Here is a 26,650-nt window from a genome sequence, read left to right on the forward strand (position 1 = left end):
AAACTTTCAAAAAGTCACTTTTTAACAAGCAGTTTTAAGTGTTAAAGCCAAATTAATATGTACAAAAATAATATAATAATGTTATAATTTAAACTAGGTTGTAATATCAAAAATGAGTATTAATTTTATATTTAATATATACATAATTTATCCTAATATATCATTGCTAATATTATTTAATGTAATAATATTTTAGTTAATGCTATGTTTAAGAAGTGATGAACTAGATAGTTAAATCTTGTTGCTTTACATAAATAATAATCACTTGATTGGAGGTAGCAATGCATAAGGATGGTGTTTTAATAAAGGGAAACAGGGAAGGTATAAATGCGACAATTGATATGGAGAAATTCGAGAGCTTTGAAGACATGTTAAATATGTTAATAAAAAAGTTATCAAAAGGTAAGCATTTTTACAAAGGTACAACCTTAATTCTTAATGTGAATTTAAGTTTGATAAAAAAAAATGATATTCAAAAACTTAAAGAATCTCTTTTAAATGAAATAGAATTAAACGAAATTATTTTTGAACAATTAGAGCAAGAAAGTAATATACAAACGAAAATATTTAATGGGGTATATGAAGGAAAAACTAAATTTATAAGACGTACTGTAAGAAGTGGTCAATGTTTGACTTACCCAGGTAATATTGTAATTATAGGAGATGTTAATAGCGGAGCAGAAGTTCATGCAGGTGGCAATATAATCGTTTTAGGATCACTAAAAGGAAGCGTAAATGCAGGGAATACAGGGAATAAAAAATCTATTATTGCTGCTTTTTTACTAGAACCAGAAATATTAAAAATAGCAGATGTAATAACTATTTCACCAGATGGATTAGAAAAACCTAAGTATCCAGAAATAGCAAAAGTGAAGGACGGAACCATTATAGTTGAACCATATTTAGCAAATAAATATATATAATATCGGAGGAGAATGTAAATGGGAGAATCTATTGTAGTAACTTCAGGTAAGGGTGGAGTTGGAAAAACAACTACAACAGCAAATATAGGTACTGCATTAGCTGCACTTGGTAAAAGAGTTGTAGTTATTGATGGAGATACAGGACTTAGAAATTTAGATGTATTGTTAGGATTAGAAAATAGAATAGTATATACATTAGTTGATGTACTAGAGGGAAGATGTAGGTTAAAACAAGCACTTATAAAAGATAAAAGATTTCAAAATATGTGTTTACTTCCAACTGCCCAAACTAAAGATAAAGACGATATAAGCCCACAAGAAATGCTTAGAATAGTAAATGAATTAAAGGAAGAATTTGATTATGTTATTATAGACTCACCAGCGGGAATAGAACAAGGATTTGAAAACGCTGTTATTGGTGCAGATAGTGCTGTTATTGTTGTAAATCCAGAAATAACATCAGTTAGAGATGCAGATAGAGTTATAGGAAAATTAGATGCTAAAGGTCTAGAAGATCATAAGTTAATAATAAATAGACTTAATTATGAAATGACTAAAAATGGAGATATGCTTGACATAAGTGATATTATAGAAACTTTATCAGTTGAACTTTTAGGAGTTGTTCCTGATGACAAAAACATAACTGTTTCTACTAATAAGGGAGAACCAATAGTATTAGAGGAACAATCATATTCAGGACAAGCATTTAGAAATATAGCTAAAAGAATTACAGGAGAAAAAGTTGATATAATGAATTTACAACAAGAATCAACTGGTTTCTTTACATCATTAAAAAGATTATTTAAACGTAAGTAAGGAGGGTCTTAAATGGGATTTTTTAAGGGGTTGAGCAGTAGACCAACACCTAAGCAAGTTGCAAAGGATAGATTAAAGCTTATACTTATACATGATAGAGGGGAAATTCCTACAGATACTTTAGAAAAAATAAGAAAAGAAATACTTGCGGTAATATCTAAATATATAGAAATTCAAGTAGATGATGTTGAAATATCTGTAAATAAGAGTGAAGATATGGAAGGTGAAAATACTTCTGCATTAATTGCAAGTATTCCTATTAAAAGTATAAGAAGATAAAGCTTATAATAAAATATTAATATTTTATTATGATTTGTTGAATTAATAGCTTTTTATAGAGAAAAATAAGATAATATATATATAATTTTATTATAAATCTCTATATATTCGAGGTGAGGAATTGCTTAAAAACTTCAAAATTGACTTAAGATTAATAAAAGAAATTGATAAAACTGTATTAATTTCTACAGTGCTTTTAGTGCTATATGGTATTTTAAACATTTATATGTGTACTAAAGGAGAATATGGTTTTGCTTTTGCAAAACAACAATTTTTTTGGCTTGTTTTATCTATAATTGCACTGTATTTTTTTGTTGTTATAGATTATACAATAATATTAAATTATGTTCCAATATTTTATTGGGGATCTGTAATACTGCTTTTAGCTGCTAAGATTCCGGGAATTGGAGTAGTAGTTAATGGTGCAAGGGGATGGATTAGAGTTGGAGGCTTTCAATTACAACCAGCTGAACTTGCAAAACTAGGAATTATACTTATGCTGGCTAAAAAGTTAGATGAGATGGATGGAGAAATAAATAATCTTAAAAGTTTCTTTATACTTGTCTTTTATGCATTGGTACCAGTTATATTTATTGTAACTCAACCTGATATGGGAATGACTATGGTTTGCTTTTTTATAGTTCTTGGTATATTTTATATAGCAGGACTTGATATGAAAGTAATAGGTGGTGGGTTGTTAAGCTTAGTACTATTAATAGTTATAGTTTGGAATTCAGGACTTATTCAATCATATCAAAAGCAAAGATTTACAGCGTTTTTAAATCCTGAAGCAGCAGATGCTACATCTGGATATCACTTAACACAGTCATTAATAGGAATAGGATCAGGCGGAATACTTGGAAGTAGGCCATCATTAAAAATTGATGGAACAACAGGATATTCAGCTCAGAATGTTCCAGAAGTTCAAACAGATTTTATATTTGCAGCAATAGCTGAACAATGGGGGCTTATTGGAGCTATAGTATTATTGACCTTATATGGATTTTTAATATATAAGATGATTTCTATTGCAAGAACATCAAAAGATATTTTTGGATCTATTATATGTGTTGGAATAATTTCATACTTCTTGTTTGCAATATTTCAAAATATAGGTATGACAATTGGATTATTACCTATAACAGGAATAACATTACCATTAATAAGTTATGGTGGAAGTTCACTTTTAACAACTATTATGTCTATAGCTTTAGTATTGAATATAGGTATGAGAAGAAAGAAAATATATTTTTAGATAAAAGATAAAAGCTAGATTAAATGGTTTAGAATAGGGAGTGGGATATATGAGAATAGCATTAATAGCACATGAACCAGATGTATCAGCATTGCTTAGGGTATGCAATGTACATAATATACCGGTTGTTACCAACTTAGGTACAGCAGATTTAATAATTAAACAATTTTAATAAAGGGTATTAATCTTCATGTTAGAAGGTTATATAGAAGCAGGTGATATTAATGTATCATCTGCTTTTTTTGAGTTCTTAAAGTAAATTACTCTGTCCATGAGCTTTATACTACAATATCAACAATGTTTTAAAACATAGCCTAATAAAATAGAACCAAAAAGCATGTACTGTAATAAAATAATAGTATTTTTTTTATTTAGTAGTTAAATATTTCATAATATACGTTTTCCGTAAATATAATTTAATAAGGCATTATATTATACCTAGTATTAAAGAAATAACTAGAATTAATAATCTTTAATTCTAGTTATTTCTCTAATATAAAATTTAAATCATTAATAATGGAGGGAAATATGAGTAACTATAGAAGTCAATATGAAAGATACTACAAGAATATATTGAATCAAAAAAGAGGTATCAATACTAGAAAATCAATTAATCCTTATAATAAAAGATTAAGTTATGCTAATGATTATACAAATTTAAAAAAGAAACCTAGATTTATTAACAAGTTATTATTTCAATGTGTATTTTCTGTAATATTATTTGCTATAATATTTTCTTTGAAAATTACGCCAATACAAAAAACTAGAGACATATATACATTATCAAAACAATATCTAACTCAAGACTTTAGCAAAGATATTAATTATTCTTATGTTATTAGTGTTATTAATAAAATAAAGAGTACTGATTTAAAGGATAAAGCTGTAGATTGTATGAATTTACTTAAAGAAAAAACAAATAAAGTTGAAAAGACTAGCATTAAAGCCAAAATAAAAGATAATTATTGCTTGCCAGTTTTGGCTTCGTACATGAAATTGCAAGGTGATATTAAAGGGGTTTTCCTTGAAGGTAAAGAAGGAGAACAAGTTATTTGTAGTATGGATGGAACTGTTGTTAAAGCTGCAACTGATGATGGAGGACAAAATATACTAATAAATCATGGTAATGGAATTCAAACATACTATGGAATGATTAAAAATTCTGATATTAAAGAAGGGGATGAAATAAAAAAAGGAGAGTATTTAGGAGATTGCAATAAAATATCTAATACTGAAAAAACAGGAGTAATATTTAAGTTTATTTATATGGGAAAGGAACAAGATCCAACTGAATATTTAGATTTTTCTAATTTGAAAAATGTATAATGCAATATCAATGACGTAGGAGTTGAACATGAAAAAATGGTATAGTATTTTTATTATAGAAATTTTAATAATATTTGCTATCTTAGATTTTAAGAGTACACTATTTATAAGTTTTTTTTGGATTATAGCACATGAATGTATTCATATATTGGTTGCTAAGAAGTTTGGTTGTAAATTTTATAATATGAAATTAAATTTATCAGGAACATATGCAGAACTAAGTGATGTTGATGAATTATCAGAAAAGAAAAAGCTTATTTTATATTTATCTGGTCCTGCATTTAATATTTTTATGGTTGTATTTTTATTTTTTATTCAGGAATATGTAGATTCTAATTTTATAAAAAAAAGTATAGATATTAACTTGAGTTTGGGAATATTTAATCTTTTACCAGCATATCCATTGGATGGTTCAAGAATATATGAAATATTACTATCAAAAAAGTTTTTATATAAGGAATCTAAAAAAATCACAGGAATTTTTAGTTTTATTGTTTCTAGCATATTTTTTATATTATTTATTATAATGATATTTTTACATAAAATAAATATAAGTCTATTTTTAGCTGCTATACTGATGACATATGCTACAATTAGAGAGAAAGAGAAGACAATGTATATAATTATGAGTGATATGATTAAAAAATCAAGAAAATTAGAAAAGTATGATTATATAGAAAATAAAAGTATCTCGGTATATTATAAAAAGGGCTTAGTCAATGTACTAACATTAGTAGATAAAAATAAATTTAATACATTTTATGTTATTGATGATGATATGCAATTACTTAAAATAATTCATGAAGATGAATTGTTAAGAGCTTTAAAGGAGTATGGAAATATAACTTTAGAAGAGTATGTGAAAAAGAACATTAAAAATTTATATGAAAATAATAAAATGTAATTTAGGTATTGTATGAAGTATTGGCAATAATAACGCTGTTTCAAATATACTATAATTGTGTTAGAATAGGGTTATCAAAAAATAAGAAGTATACTTGTTATACTTCTTATTTTAATGTAGAAGATTACAAAAGTTTAAAAATATAACGTCCGAATGAAATAGAAAGAACAATCATATTTTATGATTTTTAAGGAGGAAATTTTTTAGAATGAACAAAATTTCAGATGATATTTTATTTAAGGTTGAAAAGCCGTGTAGATATACTGGTGGAGAATTAAACCAAGTTATTAAAGAACCAAAAGAAGTTGACATAAGATTTGCATTTTGTTTTCCAGATGTTTATGAGGTTGGAATGTCTCATTTAGGAAGTAGAATACTTTATCATACAATAAATAAAAGAAATGATACATATTGCGAAAGAACATTTGCACCATGGCCAGATATGGAAGAACAATTAAGAAAAAATAATATTCCATTGTTTACGTTAGAAACTCAAGATTCATTAGGTGAATTTGATATATTAGGATTCACATTACAATATGAAATGAGTTATACAAATATATTAAATATGCTTGATATGTCAGGAATAACTATTAGAGCATCAAAAAGAGGCGAAGATGAGCCAATAGTTATGGCTGGTGGTCCTTGTGCGTATAATCCAGAACCTTTATATGACATAGTAGATTTCTTTGAAATTGGTGAAGGCGAAGAAATGATGGATGACGTTTTAGAAGTATATAAAAAATACAAGGGTAAGGGTAAGAAAAAGGAATTCTTAAGAGAAATATCAAAAATTCAAGGTATTTATGTACCTTCATTATATGATGTTACTTATAAGGAAGATGGAACAATAAAAGAATTTAAACCTAAATATGATGATGTTCCAAAAGTTGTTACAAAGAGAATTATAAATAATTATACAGATGTTGATTTTCCAGAGAACATCATAGTTCCTTATACAGAAGTAGTGCATGATAGGGTAGTATTAGAAACATTTAGAGGATGTACTAATGGATGTAGATTCTGCCAAGCAGGAATGATCTATAGGCCAGTTAGAGAAAAGAAAAGAGAAGACTTAGTAAAGCAAGCTAGAGCATTAGTTAAAAATACAGGATATCAAGAAATTTCATTATCATCATTAAGTACTTGTGATTATTCTGAAATAGAAAAATTAATAAAAGATTTAATGGAAGAACATGAACCAAATAAAGTTTCAATAGCATTACCTTCAATAAGAGTTGATGCTTTTTCAGTTGATTTAATAAAAGAGATTCAAAAAGTTAGAAAAACAGGTTTAACCTTTGCACCAGAAGCAGGATCTCAAAGAATGAGAGATATAATAAATAAGGGGTTAACTGAAGAAAGAATATTAGACGCAGCCAAGAGTGCATTTCAATCAGGGTGGAGTAAATTAAAGCTTTACTTTATGATTGGATTACCATATGAGAATATAGAGGATTGTGCTGCTATTGGAGAATTAGCTGAAAAAATAGTTGCAAAATATTATGAAATTCCTAAAGGTGTTAGAAATAAAGGACTTAGAGTTACAGTGAGTACTTCAATATTGGTACCTAAGCCATTTACACCATTCCAATGGAGTGCTATGGAAAGAATGGAAATTGTAAATAAAAAGATAAATGCTGTAAAAGATTCAATAAAAACTAGAGCTATAAATTATAATTATCATGAGCAAAAAACATCATTTATGGAATCATTATTTGCTAGAGGCGACAGAAGATTATGTGATGTTTTAATAAAAGCTTTTGAAAAAGGTGCTAAATTTGATGGATGGTCAGAGTATTTTAAATATGATGCATGGATGGAATCACTAGAAGAATGTAATGTAGATGGAGAATTCTATGTATATAGAGAAAGAGAATATTCAGAAATATTACCTTGGGACTTCATTAATATTGGAGTAAATAGAAAATATTTAGAAATAGAAAATGAAAAAGCTAAAAGAGAAGAATTAACACAAAACTGTAGAAAAGGATGTACAGGATGTGGTGTTAATGTGAACTTTAAGGAAGGGGAATGTTTCGAAGGTGCGATACTTAATTAAATATACTAAAGAAGCAAATGTAAAATTTATTTCTCATCTGGATTTAATGAGGACTATACAAAAAAATATTAGAAGAGCTGAGCTTCCAATGGAGTATTCAAAAGGATTTAATCCACATATGACTATGTCCATAGCTCAACCACTAGCTGTTGGTGTGTATTCTGATGGAGAATACATGGATCTAGTATTTGCAGAGGAAATGAATGAAAAAGAAATTATAGATAGATTAAATTCAGTATCTTCAAGTGGAATAAAATTTAAAGAGGCAACTAAAATTCCATATGTAGAGGGGGAAAAGAAAGTTCCTCAGGGGATGGCATTAATTGATGCAGCGAGATATACAGCAAAAGTTCCTTATGAAAATACAGAAAATCTTGAAAATGAAGTTAATGAACTTTTAAATAAAAACCAGTGGAAGACAATAAAAAAGAGCAAAAAAGGTGAAAAAGAAGTAGATATAAAAACAATGATTAGAGAATTTAAATTTTGGATAAAAGATGATTATCTAGTTATAAATATGGTTATTAATTCAGGTAGTAGAGAGCATTTAGCACCTGAATTGGTAGTTAAATATATACAAGAAAGAACTTCTAATGTTAAAACAGAATCTTTTGTAGATATAAAAAGAGAAGAAATGTATTTCTTAAAAGGTGAAAGATTATTACCATTATATAAAGCATTAGAATTTAATAAATAGTAATTATAGACTATGTTTTAAAACAGTGTTGATATTTAATAATAAAGCTAATTCATTTAGGATGTGAGTGTATTGAAAGAGATTTTTATTGAAAGAAAAGAATCTTTATTAAGAATTGGTATAAGAGAAAATGAAAAGTTAGTAGAGAGTATAGTAGAAGAGAATAAAAATGAACCGATAATAGGAGAAATATATAAGGCAAGAGTAAAAAAAATACTTCCTGCTATTAATTCAATTTTTGTAGACTTAGGATTAAACAAAGAAGGATATTTATATTATAGTGAAGAGCTAAAAAGTACTGGCATAAAAAAAGGTGAAGATATACTTGTTGAAGTTGTAAAAGAGCCAATAAATGATAAAGGTGCTAAGCTTACTACTAAAGTTAGTATACCTGGTAAATATGCAGTATTAAATTGTTATGACAAAGGAATTCATTTTTCAAAGAGAATAGTTGATGAAGAAAAGAAAAAAGAAATCTTAGAAAATTTACAAGAGTTAAATGATGTAGGAATAACAATTAGAACAGAAGCAATAAATGCAGACAGTGAAACTTTAAAAAATGAAATTAATAGACTGTATAATGAATTTCTTAATATAAATAAAAGTTTAAAGTACTCTACTGAAGTTAAGAAAATTTATGGCGAAGATTTGAGCTTATTTAGAATTTTAAGAAATACAATTGGACAGAATCCTGTGAAAATATATGCAGATAATAAAGAAGATTTTGAAAAGATTGAAGATTTTAGTAAAGGTGAAAGTAATGTAGTATTAGAATTGTATTCTGGTATGAGAAATATCTTTGATTTTTATGGACTTGAAAAAGAGCTTTTAAAGTTAAGACATAATAAAGTCAATCTTCCATGTGGTGGTTATATAGTTATTGATAAAACAGAAGCAATGTATGTTATTGATGTTAATAGTGGGAAAAACATAAAAGGAAGAAGTTTTGATAAAACTATTTTAGAAACTAATTTAGAAGCAGCAAAAGAAATTGGAAATCAAGTAAAAGTTAGAAACCTAAGTGGAATAATTGTTATAGATTTTATAGATATGAGAGATAAATCTCAAAAAAATATTGTTATGAGAGAATTAGAAGAAAGTTTTTCATCAGACAAGGGCAATACTAAGATATTTAAATTTACAGAATTAGACTTAGTTCAAATATCAAGAAGAAGACAAGGGAAAAGTATTTATGAGTATATGGAAGAAGATTGTATGACTTGTAATGGACATGGAAGAATTTTGAAATTGTCTTATATTCAAGACCTTATAAAAAATGAAATTTTAAGAATAAAAGAAGATAATACAATAAGTTCTTTTTATATTGAAATTGACAATGTTTATAAAGAGAGAATAAAAGGTGATCTATTTAATTTTCTAAAAGAAATAGATTGTCTTGATAAAGAGATTTATTTAAATTATATTGAAAATATGGAAGGGTTTAAGATAGAACCTTTAATTTTTCAAAGTCAAAAAGTTAATTTAGAGAAATACAAAATAACACAATTTGACACTATATAAGATGAAAAATATATTATAATGAGCAAAAAACAAAAAATATAATAAATTTACACTACAAAATAGCAAATTTTAATTTACAAAAAATTAATAATGTGATAAAATGGCTTTTGTAGACCGCACACGTAAGGTTTTAATGAACAAAGTTAAATCTTTGTACCAAAAGTGGCGAGACCGTTAAATGAGGAGGTGTTTTAATGTACGCAGTATTAGCAACAGGAGGAAAACAATACAGAGTTCAAGAAGGAGACGTAATATACGTTGAAAAACTTAACGCTGAAGTGGATTCTACAGTTGAATTAACAGAGGTTTTAGCAGTAGCTAACGATGAAGGTATCAAAGTTGGTGCACCAGTAGTTGAAGGTGCTAAAGTTACAGCTAAGGTTTTAGCTCAAGGAAAGCAAAAGAAGGTTATAGTTTTCAAATATAAGGCTAAAAAAGACTATAGAAGAAAAAATGGTCATAGACAACCTTATACTAAGTTAGTAATCGAAAAGATAGAAGCTTAATATCATGATTAAAGTAGGAATTAATTATAAAGACAGTAGTATTATTGGATTTGTAATAAACAATCATGCCTTATGTGGAGATAGAGACTTTAGAAATGATGTTTCTTTAGTTGGCGAGACATTTGATATGATATGTAATTCTGTTTCAGTCTTATCACAAAGCGTTATTATAGGTTTGGACGAAGTATTAAAACTTAATTCTACTTATGAAATAAGTGATGGATATTTAAAGTTAGATCTTAATGATTTTAACGAAAAAGAGATAGAACAAGCACAGGTTTTACTACAAACTTTTGAAAAAAGCTTAGAAAGTTTAATTTTAAGTTTAGATGAAATGTTTGGAAGTAAGAAACGTAAAGAATATATAACTTTATTGAAAGAGGAGGTGTAGCCTTATGTTAATTATGAACCTTCAATTATTCGCTCATAAAAAAGGAGTGGGTAGTTCTAAGAATGGTAGAGACTCTGAATCTAAGAGATTAGGAGTTAAATCTACAGATGGAGAATTTGTTCTTGCTGGAAATATTATAGTAAGACAAAGAGGAACTAAGATTCACCCAGGAAACAACGTTGGTAGAGGTAAAGATGATACTTTATTCGCAAAAATCGACGGAGTTGTTAAATTCGAAAGAGTGGGTAAAGATAAGAAAAAAGCTAGTGTTTACCCAGTAGACGTTGAAGCAATAGCTGAATAATTATTTTTTGAAATAAAGCACCCAACAGGGTGCTTTTTAAGTTATATTGAATTATTAATATAATATTGATATTACTTTAAAAAAATAACATTAAAATAAATTAATAGTTTTATTGAGTTGAAAAATATTAATAGAACTTTGGTAATTAAACATCATTTTAGATTATTTATGATTAAATTATTATATAATTAGTTAAATTAATTATAAGGGATTTTTAATGTGTTATAATAAAGTGTGATTTTTGAAGACATAATAATTAGTAAAATAAGAATTTAATCATAATTGAGTTTAAAGATATTCTATTTAGGAAAAGAATTTAATTAAGAAGGGTGATAGCATGTTTATAGATAAAGCCAAAGTATTCATAAAGTCAGGAAAAGGCGGAGATGGAGCCATTTCATTTAGAAGAGAAAAGTATGTACCACTTGGAGGCCCAAATGGTGGAGATGGTGGAGATGGTGGAGACATAATACTTCAAGTTGACACTGGAATAACTACTTTATTAGATTTCAAATATAAAAAGAAATTTATTGCAGAAGATGGTGAGAATGGCGGAACATCTAAATGTTATGGTAGAGCTGGTCAAAATCTTATTATAAAAGTTCCAATGGGAACAATAATAAGAGAAGAAGAAAGTAATAAAGTAATAGTAGACTTATCTAAGAAGGGTCAAGAATTTGTATTAGCAAGAGGCGGAAGAGGCGGTAAAGGTAATACTAAATTTGCTACCGCAACTAGGCAAGCACCACATTATGCTGAACCAGGAATGCCAGGTGAAGAATTATCAATAGTTTTAGAATTAAAATTATTAGCTGATGTTGGATTATTAGGATTCCCTAATGTAGGTAAATCAACTTTATTATCAATGACAACTAAAGCTACTCCAAAGATAGCAAATTATCATTTTACTACTTTAAAGCCTAACTTAGGTGTTGTAGCAATAGATGGTATAGAACCATTTGTTATGGCGGATATCCCAGGTATAATAGAAGGTGCTGCAGAAGGTGTAGGATTAGGAATACAATTCTTAAAGCACATAGAAAGAACAAGATTATTAGTTCATATAGTTGATATTTCTGGAATAGAAGGAAGAGAACCTTTTGAAGATTTCGTTAAGATCAACGAGGAACTAAAAAAATATTCAGTTAAACTATGGGATAGACCACAAATCGTAGTAGCAAATAAATCAGATTTACTTTATGATGATGAAGTTTTTGAAGAGTTTGAAAGAAAAGTTAAAGAACTTGGATTTGCTAAAGTTTATAAGATGTCAGCAGCTACAAGAGAGGGTGTTGATGAAGTAATAAAAGAAGCAGCAAGAATGCTTAAAGAAATTCCTGTTAAGGAATTAGAAATATCAGAAGATGAAATGTATATACCAGAAGAAAAGAGATTTACATATGCTATAGATGTTGAAAAAGATGAAGAATACAATACTTATGTTATTTCAGGAACTTTTGTAGATAGGTTATTAAGTGCTGTAAATATACATGATGCAGATTCATTAAGATATTTCCATAAAGTATTAAGAAATAAAGGCATAATGAATGAATTAAGAGAAATGGGTATAGAAGACGGAGATGTTGTTAGATTAAATGATTTCGAATTTGAATACTTATTATAATATAATTTTGGAGGAAAATGAATGTTAACTGGAAAACAAAGAGCTTACTTAAGAGGATTAGGTAGTAATATATCTCCGATATTTCAAGTAGGCAAAAATGGGATAGAAGAAAACTTTTTAACTCAAGTTGCTCAAGCTTTAGAAAAAAGAGAACTTATTAAAATAAAAGTTTTAGAAAATAGTGGTTTAGACACTAGAGAAACTTCAGATTTAATATGCAAGGCTTTAAGATGCGAAGGCGTTCAAGCAATAGGAAATAAGATGGTACTATATAAGAAATCTAAAAATAAACCTAAAATAGAAATACCAACTAAATAATTAGATAAAAAATAAAACCCTTTGTTATAAGGGTTTTATTTTTTTGTATAATAATTTTTAAGATTAGACAACTTTTTTAGTTTAGGTTTCTTGTGAATTTATAATTTAGATTATGTTCATGATATAATAATATAGAAGAATTTACAAAATTAATTAATTTATTATATTATCAGTGTAATATATTTTTCTAATTGAAAAATAATAAAATATAAAGCTTGATGTATTGTAAATAAATTCTGGGAGGAAATATTTAATGAAACGATATGGTATAATAGGAGGGACATTTGATCCTATTCATTATGGACATTTATATATAGCTTATGAAGCTAAAAAGCAATTAAATTTAAATAATGTGATTTTTATGCCAGCAGGTAATCCACCTCATAAAGAAGGTAAGAAAGTAACGGATGCACTGCTAAGATATGATATGGTAAAGAAAGCAATAGAAGATTTTTCAGGATTTTCTATTTCAAATTATGAGATAGAAAAAAAAGGATTCAGCTATACATATGAAACGTTAGAACATTTTAAGGACAATGATGTAGAATTATTTTTCATTACTGGAGCAGATTGTTTAATGGATATAGAAACATGGGAAAGTGCGGATAAAATATTATCTTTAAGCAATTTAGTGGTATTTTCTAGAGGTGGTTTTAGTAATAAAAAGTTAATTAAACAAAAAGAATATATAGAAAAAAAGTACAGTGTAAATATAATTGTATTAACACTAAAAAGATTAGAAATATCTTCAACAGATATAAGGAAAAGAATTAAAGATAAAGAAAGAGTAGATTTCTTTGTTCCTCAACCTATCATAAAATTAATAGAAGAAAACAGCTTATATAAGGAGGAATAATATTTTGATAAGTATAGAAGAAATGAAGTTATATCTTAAAGATAATTTAAAACAAAATAGATATAAGCACACATTAGGAGTTGTTGAAACTTCAAAAAAATTAGCTAAAATTAATGGGGTTTCAATAGAAAAAGCTGAAATAGCAGCTCTTGCTCATGATGTAGCTAAAAATTTATCCTTGGAAAAAATGAAATTAATAATAGAAGAAAATAATATTGAATTAACAAACACAGAAAAAGAAAATTCTAATTTGTGGCATAGTATAATTGCACCAATAGAAGCTAGAAATAAGTTAAAAATTGATAATGAGGAAATATTAGATGCAGTACGATGGCATACTACAGGAAAAGAAAATATGTCTATTTTAACTAAGATAATATATATTGCTGATATGATAGAACCAGGTAGGGATTTTTCAGGAGTAGAAAAAATAAGACAAACTACTTTTGAAAATTTAGATGATGGGGTTTTATTAGGTTTAACTGAAAGTATGAAGGACTTATTAAATAGAAATTTAATCATTGATTTAAATACAATAAAAGCAAGAAATTATTTTTTATTAAAAGAATAGTTATATATGCATAAATAAAGTAGACTAAGTAATTAAGGTTAATGACTTGCATTAGGGGTGAGAAGAAAAGCATGGGGAAAAAAAGAGTGAAAAGATCAAAAAGATCCAAAAGATCGAATAAATCAAATAAAAACAAGCTTGAAAATATTAAGATTAAGAATTTACTAGAAGAAAGTGTATTATTGATATTAGCATTAGTAATAACATTTACTATAGTAGTTATAGGATCTGGATTTTTATTTTTAGGAAAGATAAACAAGAATGATATGATTGAACCTAGTAAGGTATCAATGAATAAGCCTATTAATGTTTTATTATTAGGAATGGATATAGGAGATCCTAGTCAGCCTAATAATAATGCAATAAAACGAACAGATACAATTATGGTTTTGAATTATAATCCTGAGAATAAAAATTTACAAGTTGTTTCAATTCCAAGAGACACTTTGATAGATGTTAATGGCAAAAGTTCAAAGATAAATGCAGCTTATGCAATAGGTGGAGAAAAAAGAGTAAAATCAGAGGTAGAAAAATTGCTTAATATAAGCATAAATTATATTGCTAAAATTGATTATAATGCATTTAGAGAATTTATTGATGCTATTGGAGGCGTCAAAATGCAGATAGAAAGAAATATGATATATGATGATGAAGGACAAAATCTTCATATTAATTTTAAAAAAGGTGAAGTAGTTAAATTAGATGGTAAAAAAGCAGAAGAATTTTTCAGATGGAGAAAAAACAATGATGGTTCAGGATTTGCAAATGGAGATTTAGACAGAATAGAAAATCAACAAAAATTTATATCAAAGGTTATAGATAAATGTACAAGTCCTATGATTATTTTTAAAATTCCAAGTATAATAAAAGCTTTAGGAGATAATATAGATACTAATATGCCTCCATTTAAAGTTATATCATATGGTTTAAAGTTTATTAGAATTAATTCAGAAAAAATGGATATGAAAATAGCTCAAGGTATACCTAAAGATATAAATGGAGAATCATTCCTTGTATTTGATAAAAATTTAAACAAAGATATAATAACATCTTTATCATCAACAGGAAAAGGATCAGAAGATATTTCTAAGTCAGATATTACAATAAAAGTATTCAATGGAACTAAAATAACTGGATTAGCAGCAACCTTAAGAGATGAGCTAACAAAGATTGGATACACAAGGGTTGATGTTGGAAATATTCCAGAGAGAAATGATAGTTCAATTTTAACTAATAATGAGAATATAGCAAGTAAAGTTAAGTCTAGTATTGGAATAAATAAAATTGAAAAAAAATCAGACAAACCAGAATACAAAGATTATGATGTAGTTATAATATTAGGTAAAGATTTTAAAAAATTTGAATAAAAATCAAGGGAGACTTTTAATAGATGAGCATTTTACAAGATAAAGTTAGTAATATTGATGGTAAGATAAAGATAAGAGAGTATTTAAAAGAAAAGTTAGATTTATCAACTAGATTAATAAGAAGTGCATCAAAAGATCAAAGGATATATGTTAACAATTCTGTGGTTAGAATGAATTATATGATTAAAAATGGTGATGTTATAAAGATTGATTTAAACAAAAATGAAAGTCAAAATATAAATCCAGAAAAAATAGATTTAGACATAGTATATGAAGATGAGGATGTTTTAGTTATAAACAAAAAACCATTTATGATAGTTCACCCAACCAAAAATTTTCAAAGTGGTACATTAGCAAATGGAGTATTATATTATTTTCAAGAAACAAATCAAAACTGTATAGTAAGATTAGTTTCTAGACTAGATATGAATACATCAGGGCTTATTATAATTGCTAAAAATCAATTTTCTCATAGTAGATTATCAAAAGATATGAAAGAAAAATTACAAAAAAGATATTTAGCAATTGTTCATGGTAACTTAGAAGAAAAAGAAGGAACAATAGACTTGCCTATTTATAAACCAGAAGGTATAGAATATGGAAGTATGAGAGTTGTTGATGAGAGAGGACAAAGAAGTATAACACATTATAAAGTAATAAAAAGTTTTAAAGGTGGAGATTTAGTTGAATGTCTTCTAGAAACAGGTAGAACACATCAAATAAGAGTTCATTTAAGTCATTTAGGTCATCCTATATATGGTGATGAACTATATGGAGTTGGAGCAGAAGAAAACTTAATAAAGCGTCAAGCACTTCATGCTTATGGATTGAATTTTGATTCACCAAGGTCTTTAAAAGAACTTTCATTAAGAGCTGAATTACCAGATGACATGAAAGAATTATTAGAAAAAATAAAATAGAAGAAGATAGGATTTAATCCTGTCTTCTTCTTCTTCTTTTCTTCAATTGATCATCTTGAATTTTAGGTATAGATGTTGTAATTTCTAACAATCTTTTTTTTCTATTTTTTTTCTTTTTATATTCTATTGCTAATGTTAACACAATAAGTAAGGCAACTCCAGAAACACTAGCTCCTATAATCAAGTTTTTTTGATTTTTATCTATAAAAGAATTAACTTCTTCTTTTATAGAATAATCTCTAGAAATACCTGCACATAAATCTAATGTACATAACTCTTCATCATTTAAATATACAGTACCTTTTAATATAACATCGCCTTCATTAAAAGATGATCTATTTAAATTTTTATCTTCAAATTTAATATAAGTATTAAGTTTGTCTTTATCTTCATTTGGAACAACGCAATTTACATCTTTTGAAGCAATAAGAGGAACTGTTATATCATTATGTAACTTAATAGAATCAATTTCTTGTCCTTTTTTATAGAGGTTAGAAAAATAAAAATTATTAAATCCATAATTAAACACAGTTTTCATATCTTCAAAGTTTTTATTTTTATCTAGAGCATTAAGATATGATGCTACTAAAATATGTCCATTATTTTCAGCAGCTATTGCATATGTATGGTTTGATTTAGTTGTATAGCCATTTTTACCTGCAATGGTATATTGATAATAATACATTGAATTCTTATTTATCATATGATTTTTATTATTAATCCATATTGTTCTAGATGAATCATTTTTTATTGGTATTTCATATGTCATAACTTTACATAGTTCTAAAAATTTATCATGTTTAATAGCTTCATTCATAATTAGAGCTAAATCATGAGCAGTAGTTAAATGCTCTGGATCAGGTAATCCACTTGGATTTTTAAAATGGGTATTAACGGCTCCAATTTCAGTAGCTTTTTTATTCATAAGCACTGCAAACTTATCAATAGAAGAAGAAACATGGCAAGCTAAAGCGTTAGCTGCATCATTCCCAGATTCTAATAGAAGCCCAAGTAATAAATCTTTTACAGTAACAATATTACCTTTTAAAAGGCCTATAGTTGTACCATCAACCTTTGTAAAATCTTCAGTAACTACAACCTCTTCATTTAAATCACAATTTTCCAAAGTTAATATAGCAGTCATTACCTTAGTAGTTGAGGCCGGCTCCAAAACTTTATCGGGATTTTTACTAAATAATATTTCTCCAGTTGATGCATCCATTAAAACAGAACCTTCTGCATTTATTTCAGGAGGCGCTGGCATCGCCATTACATTAACGGATGAAACAAGAAATATAAATAGGAAAAAAATAAGTGTTTTAAAATGTGATTTCATAACATTCTCCATAATATTAAAATTTTTTATTACAACAGTTTTATTTTACCAAAGAAAAATATATTATGCTATAAAAATATGAATTTTGATAATAAAATTGTATTTTAATGTATATAATTAAAATAAATGGATGAAATTCTGTTGATAAATTTAAGAACAAACTTATTATTATACTAAAATGTAAATATTAGTTTAAGAAATATTAAGAACTAAAGGAGGTTTTCAAATTGATTAATAAAGCTAATAAAAAAATTGGAATAATAGCAATTTTAGTTATAATACTCATAGCATGTTTATTTACATATATTAAAAGTGGAAAAAACAAATTAGTAAAAAACGATAATACTTCAATTTTTGTTGAAGAAGAAAATCAAAATAGTCATGAAGATGAAAAAATAGAAAAGTTAAAAGATAAAAATATAGTAGTTGAAATAAAAGGTGAAGTAAAAAGCCCTGATGTATATGAATTGAATGATGAGAGCATAGTTAAAGATGTTATTGAAATAGCTGGTGGATTAACAGAAGAGGCAGATATATCTAATATAAATAGAGCTCAAAAACTTAAAAATCATGAATTAATATATATACATAATAAAAATGAAGTAAAAGACAACATAAGTTATTCACAAAGTAATATGAGTACATCTAATAACAGTGGAAAAATAAATATAAATTGTGCACAACTTGAAGAATTAAAAAATATTAATGGAATAGGTGAAGCAAAAGCAAAAAGAATAATAGAATATAGAGAAAATATAGGAGCATTTAATTCAGTAGAAGATATTAAAAATATTGATGGAATTGGTGAAAAAAGTTTTGAAAAACTAAAAGATCAAATAGAAGTTTAACGATTTGTTTAAAGAGCATTTTGATTTTTAGTATAGGCTCTGTTTTATACTCAGCCCACTTTGCTTATTCATATATCAACACTGTGCTAAAACAGAGCCTTAGTATAAAGCTAATGAACAGAATAACAATACTACTACACCTTCTACTAAAATAGTAACGTTCATTTAAAACATAGATTAAATAATATTTTTGCTATTGACACATATTTGAAATATAATAATGATACAATAATTTATTGTATTGTGGTATTCTAATAAGTAGTATTAATCTAAGAATATAATATAAATTTATATAAATATAATTAAAAATAAAAACTAGGGGGATTTTTAATGTCCAAAAGAATTTGTGCTATACTAATGAGTTTAATAATTACAACATCATTAATTGGATGTATTGGTATAGATAGTAATAAAGCAGAAGACAATAATAATGCTAAAGCTGTAACTGAAGCAAAAAATTCAGATGAAAATTTACAAGGATCGTGGGCAGAAGATTATAGTTTAGAAAAAACAAAAGGATATTTTAAAGATTATTTATCTAAAATGGAAAAAGTAACAGAAGAACTTGGAATGAAATACTCTAAGGAAGATGTAGTAAAAGAAAATGATGGAAACACTATAAGTGTTAATTCAATATATTTCGATAATGAAAAACCAGATCCTAATAAAATAGAAAGCATGTACTTTGGAATGAAGGTATTTGGAGAAGATTTATCATCAGGGGAAATAGAATTAAAATTAAGTTTAAACTTTGACAGTGCAGAAGCAATAAAATCAGGAAACTTTGATTTAGGAAATACATCTTTCAATAAATACATAGCTGCATTTACAGGACAAAGTAGTAGAAATTATTCAGAAATAAATAAACAGATAATAGACGGGTTAAAGAGTGAAAAGGGAGAAGGCATTATAGAAAATTCAATAGATGGATTAAAGGAAGAAATAAGATTTAATAAAAATTATATAGTATATAAATTAAGCACAAAAACTTATAATTTTAAAGATCCAAATCCAACTTTAGAAAATAATAATTAATATAATTAATAAGGGGGAAAATACCTTGAGTAAAGAAGAAAATAATATTAATGAAAAAGAAGATGCTATATTGAACGACACAAAAGCAAAAGAAGAAACTAACAATGAAACAAAAGAATTATTAATGGGAGAGACAAATGAAAATAATAGTAATGATAATAAAGAAAAACCATCATTATTAAAAAAAATATTTGCCAGTGTTATAGACCAATTAGTTACAATGGCACTTTCAGGAGTATCATTAATTATATTTGATTTTATAATAAAATTTATAGGATATAAGGTATCTATGCCATTAGGAATTTTAATTATGTTCTATTTTATAGTAAATGTATTATATATGCCGTTAATGGAAAAAACTAAATCAAGCAAAAGCATAGGAAAAAGAATTATTAATATAAAGTAATTATAGGAGAACGTTTATGAAAAGAGGAAGCGAAGTAAAAGTTAAAATTGAAAAAACACAATTCCCATCGACAGGAATAGGATATTTAGAAGATAAGCCAGTATATGTTAAAAATACATATCCAGGTCAAGTAGTAACTGGTAGGGTTAAAAAGAACAGAAAAGAATACGCTGAATTAAAATTAACAGGTGTAGAGGAAAGAGCAGATTATGAAATAGATGCAATATGTCCTCATTTTGGATTTTGTGGAGGATGCTCATCTCAAACATTATCTTATGAAAAGCAGTTACAAGTTTTAGAAGATGAAATAAAAGATTTATTTAAAGAAGCTGATGTAACTACTGGAGAGTTTTTAGGGGTACTTGGAAGTTCAGAGCAATGGGAATATAGAAATAAGATGGAATTCACATTTGGTGATGAAGAAAAAGGCGGAGATCTTTCAATTGGAATGCATATGAGAGGTAAATCTTTTGGAATAATGACAGTTGATCATTGTAAGATAGTTGATGAAGACTATAGAAGAATAATAAGATTAACTGCAGATTATTTCGGAAAACAAGACTTACCATATTATAGAGTTATGAAAAGAGAAGGATATTTAAGACATCTTGTAATAAGAAAAGCTCAAAATACAGGTGAAATATTAGTAAATCTTGTTACAACTACTCAAATAGATTTTGATTTAAGTGAATATGTTGAATTATTAAAATCTCAAGATTATAAGGGTACATTAGTATCAATACTTCACACTGAAAATAATTCATTCTCAGATGCAGTAATACCAGAAAAGGTAAATGTATTATATGGAAGAGATTATATACAAGAAAAATTATTAGGACTTAATTTTAAAATTTCACCATTCTCATTCTTTCAAACTAACACAAAAGGTGCAGAAAGCCTTTATTCATTAGTTAGAGACTTTATGGGAAGTTCAGAAAATAAAGTTGTATTTGATCTTTACTGTGGAACAGGAACAATAGGTCAAATAGTTGCTCCTAACGCTAAAAAAGTTGTAGGAATAGAACTTATAGAAGAAGCTGTTGAGGCAGCAAAAGAAAATGCTAAATTAAATGGATTAAATAACTGCGAATTCTTGGCAGGAGATGTAGCGGAAATAATAAAAACAGTAAAAGATAAGCCAGATATAATAATATTAGATCCGCCAAGAAGTGGAGTCCATCCTAAAGCTTTAGATTACGTAATTAAATTTAATGCACCAGAAATAATATATGTTTCATGTAATCCAAAGACTTTAGTAACAGACCTTAAAGTATTAATTGAAAGAGGTTATAAAATAATCCAAACACAAGTGAAAGATATGTTCCCAAACACACCTCACGCAGAGACAGTTGTGAAGTTGTCATTGAACGCTTAGTGAATTGGAACTTGCCTAGACATCTTAACTTAACGAGAAAGCCCGCATTTTGTAGCTTGTGGGAGAAAGATGTTCATTGTAATGAAAATTGTTTTAGGTATTGTAAGATAATCTTACAATACCTACTTTTATAAAAGAGAAATTTAATGGCGCATACTTATGATGAGTCTGTGGCAGAGCAAGCAGAAGAATTAATAAAAAAACAATATTATCCTGAAATCAAAGAATTATTAAAAAGATTAGAGGAATAACTATGGAGTTTGGATTAAAAGAATTTGATTTAAAATATATAATAGAAAAGATAAGTAATTTTCAGGAAATAGAAGAAGCCATTATATTTGGATCTAGAGCAAAGGGAAATTATAAACCAGGATCTGATGTAGACTTAGCTATTATAGGAGAAAAAATTACATTTGATACATTATCACAACTTCATTCATTATTAGAAGATGAAAGTCCAATGCCATACTTTTTTGATATATTAGATTATACTCATTTAAATCATGATGATTTAATAGATCATATTAATAGAGTTGGAAAAGTGATTTATAAAAAGGATGTAGAATAAATCTATATCCTTATTTTTATATTAGAAGTAATTATAAGGCATATAAATGTAACGAAAGAATAAATCTTTGCTTTTTATAAAAAAGGTTTGACTAAAGTATAATAAGGATTTGATTTTATGGCTCACAGGCTTTGCTTGTGGGTTTTTTACGTATTATTACATATTAAATAAGGCTTTGTTATTTAGTAATTATATTCAAAATAAGGAATGAAATTTTAAAATGATATTGACAATTATTATCAATTTAGGTATATTTAAAACAGTGTTATGAATATATAGGCTTAGGAGGATATATATGGCTAAACAGATTGAAGGTGTATATGAAAAAGTACTTGAATGTGCTAAAGTCGAGTTTTTAGAAAAAGGTTTTAAAGATGCTTCTTTACGTACTATTGCTCAAAATGCAAAGACAAGCACTGGATCAATATATACTAGATTTTCAGATAAGAAAGGTTTATTTAATGCTATTGTTGTACCAGTAGTTGAATATTTGAAACAGTGGTTCTGGTTATCACAAGAAAATTTTCATAAACTTCCAAATGATATCCAGAAAGAGGAAGTATTTAATTATTCTAAAGATAAAATAGAAGATTTTGTGGATTATATATATGATAATTTTGATATATTTACGTTATTGATTAGTTGCTCAGAAGGAACAGGATACTCAATGTTTGTCCATGATTTAGTAGAAATAGAGATGGAATATACTATAAAATTTATTAAAGCTATAGGAAGTGACGCACTTTCATCTGAAAGAATAACACCAGAACTTATGCATATGTTAAGTAGCTCCTTTTATACTGGTATATTCGAAATAGTTGTACATAAGATGACAAGAGAGAGTGCACATAAATATGTAAACCAGTTAAAAAGATTTTTTGAAGTTGGTTGGAAGGATATTTTTAAGTAGTAAATAAAAAATGGAGGTATAGATTTTATGAAAAAAAAGCAGAAGGATACTACATTTAGTTCTCTTAAAAAATTTGCAGGATCGGAGCAAACAAAATATGTTGAGTCTATCATATTTGCTGTTATTGGTGTTGCAAGTGGATTTGTACCATATTTTGCTGTAATACAAATGATTATAGAATTGCTTAATGGAGGAAAAGAATTATCGTTTTATTTAAAGTGGTGTGGAATTGCAACGCTAGGTTATATAGGAAAGATTATTTTTTCAAGTATATCAACTAGTATTTCACATAGAGCTACTTTTATTACTTTAATGAAAATTAGAAAACAGCTTATATCAAAGTTATCTAGAATGCCTATGGGAAATTTATTAGATACTCCTTCAGGAGAATTTAAAAGTATTATTGTTGATAGAGTTGAGGGATTAGAAACTACCTTAGCACATTTATTGCCAGAAATGACTTCAAATATACTTGTTCCACTCTTAATAGTTATTTATCTTTTTATTTTAGATTGGCGTATGGCTCTTGTTTCATTAATTACGTTACCAATTGGGATACTGTGTATGATGAGTATGATGAAAACTTATCCAGTTAAATATGCAGAGTCAGTAGAAACAGCTAAAAAAATGAATAATGCTGTAGTAGAATATGTAAATGGTATTGAAGTTATTAAAGCTTTTAATCAAAGTGCAAATTCTTATGAAAAGTATACTAATGCAGTAAAGAATAATGCTTCATATTTTTATAATTGGATGAAAAGCTGTCAGTTAGAGATGTCAGCATATACCACAATATGTCCAGCTACTCTTTTAACAGTATTACCAATAGGATTTATTTTTTATAATAATGGAAGTCTTTCTTCTGTAGATTTTATAACTATTATTATTTTATCTTTGAGCATAGCAGGTCCACTTATTGCAGCTACTAATTTTATAGATAATCTTGCTACAGTAGGTACAGTTATAAATCAAGTGGAATCAATTTTGTCAGGAGAGGAATTAATTCGTCCAAGTTTACCAGTTAATCTTAATGATTCAACAATAAAATTAAAGAATGTAACTTTTTGTTATCATGAAGATAGTAAAGATGCAGCAGTAAAGAATATCAATATTGTTATAAAGCCGGGAACAGTAACAGCTCTTGTAGGACCATCTGGCAGTGGAAAATCAACTATTGCTAAGCTTATTGCTGGATTTTGGGATGTTTCTGAAGGAGAAGTAAGTATTGGTGGTTTTAATATAAAAAGCATACCACAGTCTCAATTAGCAGATAAAATTGCTTATGTAGCACAAGATAATTATTTATTTAATGATACGATTAGGGAAAATATAAGAATGGGACGCCCAACGGCTACAGACTATGAAATTGAAAAAGCTGCAAAAAATGCAGGTTGTGATGAATTTATACGTGGATTAGAAAATGGGTATGACACTTTAGTTGGAGGTTCTGGTGGACATCTTTCAGGAGGAGAGAGACAGAGAATTGCAATTGCTCGTGCTATGCTTAAAGATGCACCTATTGTTATTTTAGATGAAGCTACTGCTTATACAGATCCAGAAAATGAAGCGTTAATACAAAAATCAGTTTCAAAACTTGTAGTTGGAAAAACTTTAATTGTAATAGCTCACCGCTTATCTACAATTACAGATTCAGATCAAATTATAGTGATGGAAAACGGGAATATTTGTGGAAAGGCTACACATGAAGAATTACTTAAAACTTCTAAATTGTATCAAGATATGTGGCAAGCACATATTGGTGTAAAGGATGGTGGCATAGATGATTAATGTTTTTAAAAAGATATGGCAATTTGCAGGAAATGAAAAATCTCAAATTAAAAAATCTAATATAGTTTCTTTCTTTTTTGCGATTTTTGGAGCACTACAAATTAATGCACTTTATTTTATTTTAAAGGCATTAGTTGATAATGATAATCAATATATTAATGCGTGGCTAGCTTTTGGATTTATGTTACTAAGTGTTGTAGGACAGATAATTACAAGTTATTTTTCAATATTACAAAGAACTCATGCAGGATATTTTATGGTAGCAAATGAAAGAATTCATATTGGTAATAAATTAAAAGTTGTACCAATGGGGTATTTTAATAAAAATAGTTTAGGAAATATTACTGGTGTAGCTACTACTGTTTTAACAGATGTTGAAAGTTGTGCACCAAGAGTTTTAGTACAAACTTTAGGTGGATTTATAAATGCAATAGTATTTGCTTTATTTGTTTTTTTATTTGATTGGAGAATAGGACTTATTGTAGTAGGAGGAATTATAGTTTTTCTTTTAAGTACATCTTTATTGGAAAAGAAAACTAGGATTCATTCACCTAAACGTCAAAAGGCACAGGAGTATTTAGTTGAGTGTGTATTAGAAACAATTCATGGAATGAGTGTAGTAAAAGCTTTTAATTTAGATAAGAAATTAGATAAGAAGGTAGATAAATCGATAGAAGAAAGCTGTAAAAAGAATCTAGGGTTAGAAAAAGCAATAATACCATATTTGCCTTTACAACAACTTTTATTAAAATTATTTAGTATGTTAATAATATTATTATCAATTATTTTCTACTTAAATAATTCAATGACGTTAGTTAATTGTTTTATGATGTTAATAGTATCTTTTATTATATTTTCACAATTAGAATCAGCAGGTCATGGTACCGCTATTCTTCATTTGACAGAAACATCTATTGATAGAGCAAAAGAAATAGAAAATGTACCTGTAATGTATGAAGGAAGAAGATATATTAAACCTAAAAACTATGATATTGAATTTAATAATGTAAGTTTTGCTTATGATAAGCATCTTGTACTTGAAAATGTAAATTTAAAGATAAATGAAAAAACTATGACTGCTATTATAGGACCATCAGGTTCAGGAAAAACTACTTTATGTAACTTAATAGCTAGATTCTGGGATGTAAATAGTGGGACAGTTTCTATTGGTGGAAATAATGTCAGAGATTATTCTCTAGACAGTTTAATGGTTAATATAAGTATGGTATTCCAAAATGTATATCTTTTTGAAGATACCATTGAAAATAATATTAAGTTTGGAAAACCTAATGCAACACATGAAGAAGTAGTATATGCAGCTAAAAGAGCTTGCTGTGATGAATTTATATCAGAACTTCCGGAAGGATACAATACATTAATAGGGGAAGGCGGAGCTTCACTTTCAGGGGGTGAAAAACAAAGAATATCTATTGCTAGAGCTATGTTAAAAAATGCACCTATTGTAATTTTTGATGAAGCTACTGCTAATGTAGATCCAGAGAATGAATATAGACTTCAAGCTGCTATTGAAGAACTTACTAAGGATAAAACAATAATTATGATAGCACATAGATTAAAAACTGTAAGAAATGCAGATCAAATCATTGTTTTAGATAAAGGAAAAATTGTTCAAAAAGGTAAGCATAACAAATTAATTAAACAAAAAGGTATTTATGCTGACTTTATAAACAGGCGTGAACAATCTGTTGGATGGAAATTGAAGACTAATTTATAAACAGAAAAC

The 26,650-nt window shown here is 27.2% G+C and carries 28 protein-coding genes and 1 pseudogene; 28 read left to right on the forward strand and 1 reads right to left on the reverse strand.

Going from position 1 to position 26,650, the window contains the following annotated elements:
• Positions 1–281 precede the first annotated feature (281 nt).
• The 19 genes and pseudogenes from minC (at position 282) to NG918_RS03205 (ending at position 16,640) form a co-directional block, all read left to right on the forward strand.
• Positions 282–923 (forward strand): septum site-determining protein MinC, encoded by a 642-nt coding sequence (gene minC / locus NG918_RS03115; RefSeq protein WP_252214494.1) that lies wholly within the window; start codon positions 282–284, stop codon positions 921–923.
• Between the two features lie 18 nt (positions 924–941).
• Positions 942–1,739 carry a septum site-determining protein MinD gene (gene minD / locus NG918_RS03120; protein ID WP_252214497.1) on the forward strand — a complete coding sequence of 266 codons (798 nt, stop codon included), beginning with the start codon at positions 942–944 and terminating at the stop codon, positions 1,737–1,739.
• Between the two features lie 12 nt (positions 1,740–1,751).
• Positions 1,752–2,018 carry a cell division topological specificity factor MinE gene (gene minE / locus NG918_RS03125; RefSeq protein WP_252214500.1) on the forward strand — a complete coding sequence of 89 codons (267 nt, stop codon included), beginning with the start codon at positions 1,752–1,754 and terminating at the stop codon, positions 2,016–2,018.
• Between the two features lie 121 nt (positions 2,019–2,139).
• Positions 2,140–3,273: a rod shape-determining protein RodA gene (rodA, locus tag NG918_RS03130; RefSeq protein WP_252224470.1), complete on the forward strand. Its 1,134-nt coding sequence runs from the start codon at positions 2,140–2,142 to the stop codon at positions 3,271–3,273.
• 70 nt (positions 3,274–3,343) lie between these two features.
• Positions 3,344–3,445 (forward strand): annotated as a pseudogene (locus NG918_RS03135) (methylglyoxal synthase); the annotation flags it as partial.
• Between the two features lie 356 nt (positions 3,446–3,801).
• Complete coding sequence (locus tag NG918_RS03140) at positions 3,802–4,599, forward strand: M23 family metallopeptidase (RefSeq protein ID WP_252214505.1); 798 nt, start codon at positions 3,802–3,804, stop codon at positions 4,597–4,599.
• A 28-nt stretch (positions 4,600–4,627) separates the two neighbouring features.
• Positions 4,628–5,503 carry a site-2 protease family protein gene (locus NG918_RS03145; protein WP_252224473.1) on the forward strand — a complete coding sequence of 292 codons (876 nt, stop codon included), beginning with the start codon at positions 4,628–4,630 and terminating at the stop codon, positions 5,501–5,503.
• Between the two features lie 208 nt (positions 5,504–5,711).
• Positions 5,712–7,565 (forward strand): TIGR03960 family B12-binding radical SAM protein, encoded by a 1,854-nt coding sequence (locus NG918_RS03150; RefSeq protein WP_252224476.1) that lies wholly within the window; start codon positions 5,712–5,714, stop codon positions 7,563–7,565.
• Complete coding sequence (locus NG918_RS03155; RefSeq protein WP_252214514.1) at positions 7,549–8,262, forward strand: TIGR03936 family radical SAM-associated protein; 714 nt, start codon at positions 7,549–7,551, stop codon at positions 8,260–8,262. Before NG918_RS03150 ends, NG918_RS03155 begins: the two co-directional genes overlap by 17 nt.
• 72 nt (positions 8,263–8,334) lie before the next feature.
• Positions 8,335–9,783 (forward strand): Rne/Rng family ribonuclease, encoded by a 1,449-nt coding sequence (locus tag NG918_RS03160; RefSeq protein WP_252224480.1) that lies wholly within the window; start codon positions 8,335–8,337, stop codon positions 9,781–9,783.
• A 194-nt stretch (positions 9,784–9,977) separates the two neighbouring features.
• Entirely contained in the window at positions 9,978–10,289 is a 312-nt protein-coding gene (gene rplU / locus NG918_RS03165; RefSeq protein WP_252214518.1) for a 50S ribosomal protein L21, read from the forward strand.
• A 4-nt stretch (positions 10,290–10,293) separates the two neighbouring features.
• A complete protein-coding gene (locus NG918_RS03170; protein WP_252214520.1) occupies positions 10,294–10,680 on the forward strand; it encodes a ribosomal-processing cysteine protease Prp in 387 nt (128 codons plus the stop codon).
• Positions 10,681–10,684: 4 nt separating this feature from the next.
• Positions 10,685–10,984 carry a 50S ribosomal protein L27 gene (gene rpmA / locus NG918_RS03175; protein WP_003372402.1) on the forward strand — a complete coding sequence of 100 codons (300 nt, stop codon included), beginning with the start codon at positions 10,685–10,687 and terminating at the stop codon, positions 10,982–10,984.
• A 337-nt stretch (positions 10,985–11,321) separates the two neighbouring features.
• Entirely contained in the window at positions 11,322–12,608 is a 1,287-nt protein-coding gene (obgE, locus tag NG918_RS03180) for a GTPase ObgE (protein WP_252224486.1), read from the forward strand.
• 21 nt (positions 12,609–12,629) lie between these two features.
• Complete coding sequence (gene yhbY / locus NG918_RS03185; protein ID WP_252214524.1) at positions 12,630–12,926, forward strand: ribosome assembly RNA-binding protein YhbY; 297 nt, start codon at positions 12,630–12,632, stop codon at positions 12,924–12,926.
• 253 nt (positions 12,927–13,179) lie between these two features.
• Positions 13,180–13,782, forward strand: a complete 603-nt coding sequence (nadD, locus tag NG918_RS03190; protein WP_252214527.1) for a nicotinate-nucleotide adenylyltransferase — start codon at positions 13,180–13,182, stop codon at positions 13,780–13,782.
• Between the two features lie 4 nt (positions 13,783–13,786).
• Positions 13,787–14,353: a bis(5'-nucleosyl)-tetraphosphatase (symmetrical) YqeK gene (gene yqeK / locus NG918_RS03195; RefSeq protein ID WP_252214530.1), complete on the forward strand. Its 567-nt coding sequence runs from the start codon at positions 13,787–13,789 to the stop codon at positions 14,351–14,353.
• Positions 14,354–14,424: 71 nt separating this feature from the next.
• Positions 14,425–15,720 carry an LCP family protein gene (locus NG918_RS03200; RefSeq protein WP_252232436.1) on the forward strand — a complete coding sequence of 432 codons (1,296 nt, stop codon included), beginning with the start codon at positions 14,425–14,427 and terminating at the stop codon, positions 15,718–15,720.
• 23 nt (positions 15,721–15,743) lie between these two features.
• Complete coding sequence (locus NG918_RS03205) at positions 15,744–16,640, forward strand: RluA family pseudouridine synthase (RefSeq protein WP_252224494.1); 897 nt, start codon at positions 15,744–15,746, stop codon at positions 16,638–16,640.
• Positions 16,641–16,653: 13 nt separating this feature from the next.
• Here NG918_RS03205 and NG918_RS03210 read toward each other — a convergent pair whose 3' ends face one another.
• Positions 16,654–17,976, reverse strand: coding sequence for a D-alanyl-D-alanine carboxypeptidase family protein (locus tag NG918_RS03210; RefSeq protein WP_252224497.1), 1,323 nt, complete (start codon positions 17,974–17,976; stop codon positions 16,654–16,656).
• A gap of 227 nt (positions 17,977–18,203) precedes the next feature.
• On the opposite strand from NG918_RS03210, the gene NG918_RS03215 reads away from it, so the two are divergent.
• The 9 genes from NG918_RS03215 (at position 18,204) to NG918_RS03255 (ending at position 26,641) form a co-directional block, all read left to right on the forward strand.
• A complete protein-coding gene (locus NG918_RS03215) occupies positions 18,204–18,824 on the forward strand; it encodes a helix-hairpin-helix domain-containing protein (protein WP_252214542.1) in 621 nt (206 codons plus the stop codon).
• A 330-nt stretch (positions 18,825–19,154) separates the two neighbouring features.
• Positions 19,155–19,859 carry a hypothetical protein gene (locus tag NG918_RS03220; RefSeq protein ID WP_252214545.1) on the forward strand — a complete coding sequence of 235 codons (705 nt, stop codon included), beginning with the start codon at positions 19,155–19,157 and terminating at the stop codon, positions 19,857–19,859.
• 25 nt (positions 19,860–19,884) lie between these two features.
• Complete coding sequence (locus NG918_RS03225) at positions 19,885–20,265, forward strand: RDD family protein (RefSeq protein WP_252214548.1); 381 nt, start codon at positions 19,885–19,887, stop codon at positions 20,263–20,265.
• A gap of 16 nt (positions 20,266–20,281) precedes the next feature.
• On the forward strand, positions 20,282–21,640 hold the full coding sequence (gene rlmD / locus NG918_RS03230; protein WP_252214552.1) for a 23S rRNA (uracil(1939)-C(5))-methyltransferase RlmD: 1,359 nt from the start codon (positions 20,282–20,284) through the stop codon (positions 21,638–21,640).
• Between the two features lie 146 nt (positions 21,641–21,786).
• The gene (locus tag NG918_RS03235; protein ID WP_252214555.1) at positions 21,787–21,891 is read left to right on the forward strand and encodes a nucleotidyltransferase substrate binding protein; all 105 of its coding nucleotides are present in this window, start codon (positions 21,787–21,789) and stop codon (positions 21,889–21,891) included.
• Between the two features lie 2 nt (positions 21,892–21,893).
• A complete protein-coding gene (locus tag NG918_RS03240) occupies positions 21,894–22,208 on the forward strand; it encodes a nucleotidyltransferase domain-containing protein (protein ID WP_252214558.1) in 315 nt (104 codons plus the stop codon).
• Positions 22,209–22,503: 295 nt separating this feature from the next.
• A complete protein-coding gene (locus tag NG918_RS03245; RefSeq protein ID WP_252214561.1) occupies positions 22,504–23,118 on the forward strand; it encodes a TetR/AcrR family transcriptional regulator in 615 nt (204 codons plus the stop codon).
• Positions 23,119–23,145: 27 nt separating this feature from the next.
• Complete coding sequence (locus NG918_RS03250; RefSeq protein ID WP_252224503.1) at positions 23,146–24,906, forward strand: ABC transporter ATP-binding protein; 1,761 nt, start codon at positions 23,146–23,148, stop codon at positions 24,904–24,906.
• Positions 24,899–26,641 (forward strand): ABC transporter ATP-binding protein, encoded by a 1,743-nt coding sequence (locus NG918_RS03255; protein ID WP_252214567.1) that lies wholly within the window; start codon positions 24,899–24,901, stop codon positions 26,639–26,641. Before NG918_RS03250 ends, NG918_RS03255 begins: the two co-directional genes overlap by 8 nt.
• Positions 26,642–26,650 lie beyond the last annotated feature (9 nt).

The organism is Clostridium sp. ZBS2, from assembly GCF_023845855.1.
Classification (GTDB): domain Bacteria; phylum Bacillota; class Clostridia; order Clostridiales; family Clostridiaceae; genus Clostridium; species Clostridium aquiflavi.